This is a genomic window from Nocardia sp. NPDC050799, from assembly GCF_040654015.1.
Classification (GTDB): Bacteria; Actinomycetota; Actinomycetes; order Mycobacteriales; family Mycobacteriaceae; genus Nocardia.
In genome coordinates, this window is record NZ_JBFAHF010000080.1 from 1 (window position 1) to 6,293 (window position 6,293).

The window sequence follows — 6,293 nt, forward strand, 5'->3', positions numbered from 1 at the left end:
CTGACCAGCAGGTGACATCCCGTAGTCCCGCATCGAACCCTCCACGCCGACATGATCATCCACGCGGTGATGCGTTGACCGGTTGAGCCCAAGATGCATTTTTGGACACTGATCAAAGAATCATCGCTGTTCGGCGATGATTATGGTTGCCCGATTGTTCAGTATTCACCTATTCTTGAACACCCTGCGGGCTCGGAGCATCGGGGAGTATCACGCGTGGAACGGTCCCGCGGCGGGTCATCGTTCGCAGTCGGCGACGCCCGCGAACTGTCGATCCGAACGTCGGTAGATGCGCGTCATGGCGTCGAGTGTTTCGGTGAGGTGGGCGCGGAGCGCTGGTGGGCCGAGGATCTCGGCGTCGGCGCCTAGTTTGAGCAGTTCTGGCAGTGCCTGTTCGGCGGACTCGATCGGGATCGTCACCCTGGTCCAGCCGTCTGCATCGGGCGCTGCGCTCTGGTGGGCAGCTTCGATCGTGGCTGGTTCCCACAGATAGGGCAGTCGGTGGAAGGCGTTCGGGGATAGGCGCAGAGTCGCCTCGTCTCGGTGACGGCGCGCGTCGAAGTTCTTCAGATAGTCCTGCCAATAGTTGGCCAGGTCGAACCCGTCGGGGAGGTCGAATCGCTCGTCGAGGACATGGAGATCGATGATCCGCGAGATGCGGTAGGTGCGGAGCTCCTCGGCGGTGGAGGCCACGAGGTACCAGTGACCGGCCTTGAGCACCAGCCCGTAGGGTTGCACGGTCCGGGTGATCTCGTGGGGTTCGGTCCAGCGCAGGTATCGCATCCGCACGGTGTGGCTGTTCCACACCGCGTCTGCGACCACGCCGAGATGTGGAGTGTGGTCGGCTTCGTGGTACCACCGCGGGGCGTCGAGGTGGAACCGCTGCGCGATCCGGCCGGCACGGTCGCGGAGTTCGGCCGGGAGCGAGGCCATCAGCTTGAGTTGCACGGCGGTGGCAACCGGGCCCATGCCCAGGTCGGCAGCGGCCGTCGGTATCCCGGCCAGGAACAGCGAGTCGGCTTCGTCGACGGTCAGTCCCGTCAGCCGGGTCCGGAATCCGCCGAGGATCCGGTATCCGCCGTCATGACCGGATACGCCGTACAGCGGGACGCCCGCCGCGCTCAGAGACTCCATGTCACGGTAAACAGTGCGCACGGACACCTCCAGCGCGTCGGCCAGTTCCTGTGCCGTCATCCGTTCCCGGTTCTGTAGCAGCAGCAGGATGGACACGAGTCGGCTCGCACGCATGCAATCGAGTCTGCCGTGCTTCACTGACACAAGATGTCAGTGAAGCAGCAATAACGTCCGATGCATGGACTTCGACATCGATATCGAGCAGTTCGTCGACCGCTACGTCGCGGTGTGGAACGAACCGGACCCGGTGGTGCGCCGTCGTCTCATCGCCGGCCTGTGGGATGTGGACGGTGTGGAGACCAACGAGTCCGCGCGGTACCAGGGTCACGACGCCCTCGAAGCGCGCATTTCCGAGGCGCACGACACGCTGGTGCGCGATGCGGGCAACATCTTCTGGACCGCGGGCGACGCGACCGGCCACCACGACCTGGTCACCTTCACCACCCACATGGGCCCCGAAGCAGGAGGAGACATCGCCTGGACCGGCCGCACCTTCGTCACCCTCGGAAAGAACGGGCTCATCCGATCCGACCACCAGTTCACCGTCAGCACCCCGGCCGAGACGAACACGAGCACTCGCGCCACCGTGCAGAAGTTCCTCCACCGACTGGCGGAGGGCGACCCGGACCGAATCGCCGAACTGTTCGCCGAACACGTCGAATGGGAATTGAACTGGCCGGTCGACGGCCACCCGGCGGTGCCGTGGATCCGTCCTCGCTCCACCCGCACCGACGTCGCCGACCACTTCCGAGCAATAGCCGCCTTCCACATCCCAGAGGAAACGGCGGGAAAAGCATCACAAGTACTGGTCGACGGCCGAAACGCGATCGTGCTCGGCGATATCCGCCAGACGGTCAAAACCACACGCCAGCCCTACACGGCTCTGTGCGCGCTCCACCTCACAGTCACAAACGGGCTGATCACCCGATACGCCGTGTACGAAGACAGCCTCACCGTCACCGAAGCCCTTGCCGGGCAACCGATACACCGCCGAACAACCGACTGACCCGAAGACATCGACAATCCGGGCCGGGTCCGATCGGCGATCCTGCGGCTTCCTCGGCGTGAGGTTCCCCCGCTTCCTTGGAGGGCTTGATGTTCCCCCGGTTTCATGGAGTCGAGATACTGGACTTCAGGCCACGGGTTGGATGGACGGTTGCATCATCTCGTACTCGATCGGGGTCCGCATACCGAGTGCTGAGTGACGGCGGCGCCGGTTGTGGAAGATCTCGAGGTACTCGAAAATCGCGTTCGCCAGCTCGATCCGGGTTCTCCAGCGTTGCCGGTTCAAGAGTTCGGTTTGCATTCTGCCCCAGAATGATTCGATCACGGCGTTGTCGTAGCAGTCGCCGATCGAGCCCATCGACGGGACCAGCCCAGATTTGCGGGCCCGGTCGGTGAAGGCCCAGGACGTGAATTGAACGCCGTGGTCGGAATGAATGATCGTGCCCGGCTCCGGCGAGCGGTTCGATATCGCCATCCCGAGAGCGTTCGTGACCAGTGCCGCGGTTTGGGTCGAGTCGATGGACCAGCCGACTACCCGCCGTGAGTAGGTGTCGAGCACGACCGCGCAGTAGACCTTTCCTTCCCTCGTGTAGTGCTCGGTGATGTCGGTAACCCACAACTGGTTCGGCTGTGACCGGGTGAAAGCCCGGTCGACCAGGTCACCGGCGGTCGGGGTCTGATGCCGTGGCCGGGCCCGTTTGACCCCGGGCAGTCCTTTGATCCCGGCGCGGGCCATCAACAGTTCGACCTGGTTGTAGCCGACCCCGATACCGAGACCGAGGGTGAGCTCGGCGTGCACCCGCGGAGCACCGTAGGTGCCGCGGGAAGCGGCGTGGACCGCGCGGATCTGATCAGTGAGCCAGGCGTGGCGGATCGCTCGTTGCGAAGGCGGACGTGATCTCCAGTGGTAGAAACCGGACTCGGAGACGTCCAACAGCCGGCACGCGACCTGCACCGGCAATCCCTCGCTGGAGATCGTGGCTATGGCCGCGTAACGCCTTTTGGGCCGCTGGCCTGTTCTTTCAGCAGCTCACGAGCCCTTTTCAGGATGGCGACCTCGTGCTCGAGCTCGCGGATGCGGCGCTTGGCTGCGATCAGTTCGGACTGCTCGGCGCTCGTTGCGCCCGGTATCTGTCCGGTGTCGATCAATTCCTGTTTGCGCCAGACATAAATCGTCTGGTCGCTGATACCCAGATCCGCGGCTACCTGCGCGACCGGTCGGCCAGCAGCGACCAGATCCAGGACCTTACGACGGAACTCCTCGGGATAACGCCTTGGCACGAACAAGTCTCCTTCGATGACTTCGTGACCAAGAGTCAAGCAAACCAACTCCGGAAAACCGGGGGAACATCAATCACTCCAACAATGCGGGGGAACCTCACCGGCTTATCTTGGCTGCCCCCTGGCACGGTGCTGATCGTGGGCGGATCCCGGACGCCGTGCAGTCGCTCCAGCGGTGTCTGCGGGAAGGACCAGAGCACGGCGCGGTCAACGGGCGTCCGGTCTGGGGATATGGATGCCGGCGGCGCGGAGCTCGTTCTCGAAAACTGCGGCCGCCCGCGTCGTGGCCGATGTCTGCTCTTCGCCGTGGCGCGCGATCAGCGTGTACCGGGTCGCGGCCTCGGTGCGGGCTTGCAGAGCGGTCACGATCTTCAGGTGTGCGGGGTTGGCGAGGTAGTGCTCGGCCATGGCGGTGGCGAGCTCGGCGACGCGGGGATCGTCCGGCTCCCAGGCGGCGGCCTCGGCAGCGCGCTTGATCAAGGCGACGTACCGGGGGTCGTCGAGGGCATGCTCGACATGGGCGAGGTAGTCGTCGAAGCCGTCGGGGACAAGGACTTTGGCCAATATCCAGCCCTCCCGGGCGTTCGCCACCTCGCCCGCGGGGAAGCCGAGGCCGGCCATCCGCTCCAACAGCGCCACAGCGCGGTCGCCCAGCAGCGCCTGGTCGCCATCGACGAGCCGGTCCAGCGTGTCACGCCGCGCGATCAACTCCTCGATCCGTTCGGTGAGCTGCCGCCCGACGTCGGCGAGCGCGGTCGCCAACTGCGTGGCGTCGGCGTTGAGCACGGATCCGATCTCGGCCAGCGGCACCCCGGCGGCGGCCAGTGTCCGGACCTGCACCAGTCGCAACAGATCGGCCGATCCGTACCGCCGATAACCGGAGCTGTCGCGTTCGGGCTCTTCGACCAGGCCGAGCTTGTGGTAGTGCCGCACCGTCTTCACCGTGACACCGACGAATGCGGCCGCCTGCCCGATCGTGACTCCGTTCCTCATCTGCTCAGCCTGCCTTGTCCTCGAACCCGGCGACCGTGCGCACCGGCGGCCGCCGGGATTTCCACCTCAACAGCCATCCGATACGACGGAGCGGCACACACACCACAGCGCAACCACCGCGCCACTAGATGAGGTTCAGTGCAACGGCGATAGTGCCGAGCGTCGCCACGATCGAGGTCACGCCGACGTGCATTCCGATCGACAGCCGGATGTCTCTGTGCCGCCACGCGAACCAGTACCCCGGGAACGTGAAGATCACCCGCGACACGAACACCCACGGCGACCAGAAGTGGTACAGCGCGAACAAAACCGTGCTGAGCACCGGCGCCCATCCACCCAAGTGTGCGATGCGGGGCAGCAGGAAACCGCGGAAGTACAGCTCCTCGATGAGCGGGAGGGGGACTATCTCGGTAACGGTGTTTCCGGCGGTTTCTCTCAGTAGGTTCGGGCGTCGGGCCAGCGGTCGGCGAAGGTGATCGCGAAGGCGTTGACCGCGGGCTTCCAGCGCATCGTCCATCGTGCCCGACCGGCCCCGGTCGGGTCGAGCGAACGCGTCACCAGATACAGGCATTTCAGGGCGGCCTGCTCGGTGGGGAAATGACCTCTGGCCTTGATCGCCCGCCGATAGCGCGCGTTGAGCGATTCGATGGCGTTGGTCGAGCAGATCACCTTCCGGATCTCGATGTCGTAGTCGAGGAACGGGATGAATTCCTCCCACGTGTTCTCCCAGAGACGCACGATGGCCCCGTATTTCGAGCCCCACCGCTCGGTCAGCTCATCCAGCGCTGCCCGGGCGGCCGCAGCGTTGACCGCGGTATAGATCGGTTTCACGTCGCGTTTCAACGCGTCCCAGTGCTGACGGCCGGCCAGCTGGAAGGTGTTGCGGATCAGATGGATGATGCAGGTTTGGACCGTGGCCAGCGGCCACACGTTCCCGACCACTTCCGGCAGGCCTTTCAAACCGTCGCAGACCAGGAAGAACACGTCCTTGACGCCGCGGTTACGGATTTCGGTGAGCACGCTCATCCAGAACTTCGCGCCTTCACCACCGGCGCCGGCCCAGAGCCCGAGAATGTCTTTCTCCCCGGTCACGGTGACCCCGATCGCGGCATAGATCGGCCGGTTGGCAACCTGGCCATCCCGGATCTTGACCACGATGGCGTCGATGAAGATCGCGGCATACACCTCGTCGAGGGGCCGGCTGGACCATTCCTGCATCTCCGCGACCACCTTGTCGGTGATCCGCGAGATGGTTTCCTTGGACACCGACGCACCATAGATTTCGGCGAAATGCGCCGAGATCTCCCCGGTGGTCGGGCCTTTCGCATACAGCGACAGCACGATCTCATCGACCCCGGTCAACCGGCGCTGCCGTTTCTTCACGATCTGAGGCTCGAAACTGCCATCCCGGTCGCGGGGAACCTCGATCGGCACCGGGCCGGTCGTCTCGGTCAGCACCGTCTTCGACCGGGTGCCGTTACGCACGTTGGCCGATTCCCGATCCTCGGGCGCCTGGTTCGGCTCGAACCCCAGGTGCTCGGTCATTTCCTCGTTGAGCGCGGTCTCGAGGACTGTCTTGGTGAACTGCTGGAGCAGCCCCTCGGGCCCGGTCAAGGACAGTCCTTGTTCCTTGGCCATCCGGACCAGCTCCGCCGCCGCCAACTGCTCGGCCGACGCTTCGGCCTTCTTCCTTGCCACGGCATCAAGTGTCGTCATCACGGCACCTTCCCGCTGACCATCCGGTCAGCGAATCAGGCCGGAAACACCGTTAAATCCACAGTCCCGGACGAGAGTGTCAGAATTTTTGTGGGCGGAACAGTGACCGTTCCGTTTAATTCCCAGTTATCCGCTCACCATAAAACAGCGCGAGCGTGTTGAGT

5 protein-coding genes and 1 pseudogene are annotated in these 6,293 nt (G+C 64.3%); 1 reads left to right on the top strand and 5 read right to left on the bottom strand.

Annotated elements, in window-relative coordinates; all coding sequences use genetic code 11:
- Positions 1 to 237: 237 nt before the first annotated feature.
- Positions 238 to 1,248, bottom strand: a complete 1,011-nt coding sequence (locus tag AB0H42_RS35230) for a YafY family protein (RefSeq protein WP_357064110.1) — start codon at positions 1,246 to 1,248, stop codon at positions 238 to 240.
- A gap of 64 nt (positions 1,249 to 1,312) precedes the next feature.
- Between AB0H42_RS35230 and AB0H42_RS35235 the strand changes: the two genes are divergently transcribed.
- Positions 1,313 to 2,140 (top strand): nuclear transport factor 2 family protein, encoded by an 828-nt coding sequence (locus tag AB0H42_RS35235; RefSeq protein WP_357064112.1) that lies wholly within the window; start codon positions 1,313 to 1,315, stop codon positions 2,138 to 2,140.
- A 126-nt stretch (positions 2,141 to 2,266) separates the two neighbouring features.
- On the opposite strand, the pseudogene AB0H42_RS35240 reads toward AB0H42_RS35235, so the two are convergent.
- The 4 genes and pseudogenes from AB0H42_RS35240 to AB0H42_RS35255 all read right to left on the bottom strand — a co-directional run bounded on the left by AB0H42_RS35240 (position 2,267) and on the right by AB0H42_RS35255 (position 6,132).
- Positions 2,267 to 3,420, bottom strand: a pseudogene (locus tag AB0H42_RS35240) (IS3 family transposase).
- A gap of 207 nt (positions 3,421 to 3,627) precedes the next feature.
- Positions 3,628 to 4,413 carry a MerR family transcriptional regulator gene (locus tag AB0H42_RS35245; RefSeq protein ID WP_357064115.1) on the bottom strand — a complete coding sequence of 262 codons (786 nt, stop codon included), beginning with the start codon at positions 4,411 to 4,413 and terminating at the stop codon, positions 3,628 to 3,630.
- A gap of 124 nt (positions 4,414 to 4,537) precedes the next feature.
- The gene (locus AB0H42_RS35250; RefSeq protein WP_357064118.1) at positions 4,538 to 4,930 is read right to left on the bottom strand and encodes a CPBP family intramembrane glutamic endopeptidase; all 393 of its coding nucleotides are present in this window, start codon (positions 4,928 to 4,930) and stop codon (positions 4,538 to 4,540) included.
- Entirely contained in the window at positions 4,849 to 6,132 is a 1,284-nt protein-coding gene (locus AB0H42_RS35255; protein ID WP_357064121.1) for an IS256 family transposase, read from the bottom strand. Before AB0H42_RS35255 ends, AB0H42_RS35250 begins: the two co-directional genes overlap by 82 nt.
- Positions 6,133 to 6,293 lie beyond the last annotated feature (161 nt).

Coding starts and splice junctions, on each gene's coding strand:
- AB0H42_RS35230 (WP_357064110.1), bottom strand. CDS start 1,248: ATGCGTGCGAGCCGACTCGTGTCCATCCTGCTGCTGCTACAGAACCGG.
- AB0H42_RS35235 (WP_357064112.1), top strand. CDS start 1,313: ATGGACTTCGACATCGATATCGAGCAGTTCGTCGACCGCTACGTCGCG.
- AB0H42_RS35245 (WP_357064115.1), bottom strand. CDS start 4,413: ATGAGGAACGGAGTCACGATCGGGCAGGCGGCCGCATTCGTCGGTGTC.
- AB0H42_RS35250 (WP_357064118.1), bottom strand. CDS start 4,930: ATGGACGATGCGCTGGAAGCCCGCGGTCAACGCCTTCGCGATCACCTT.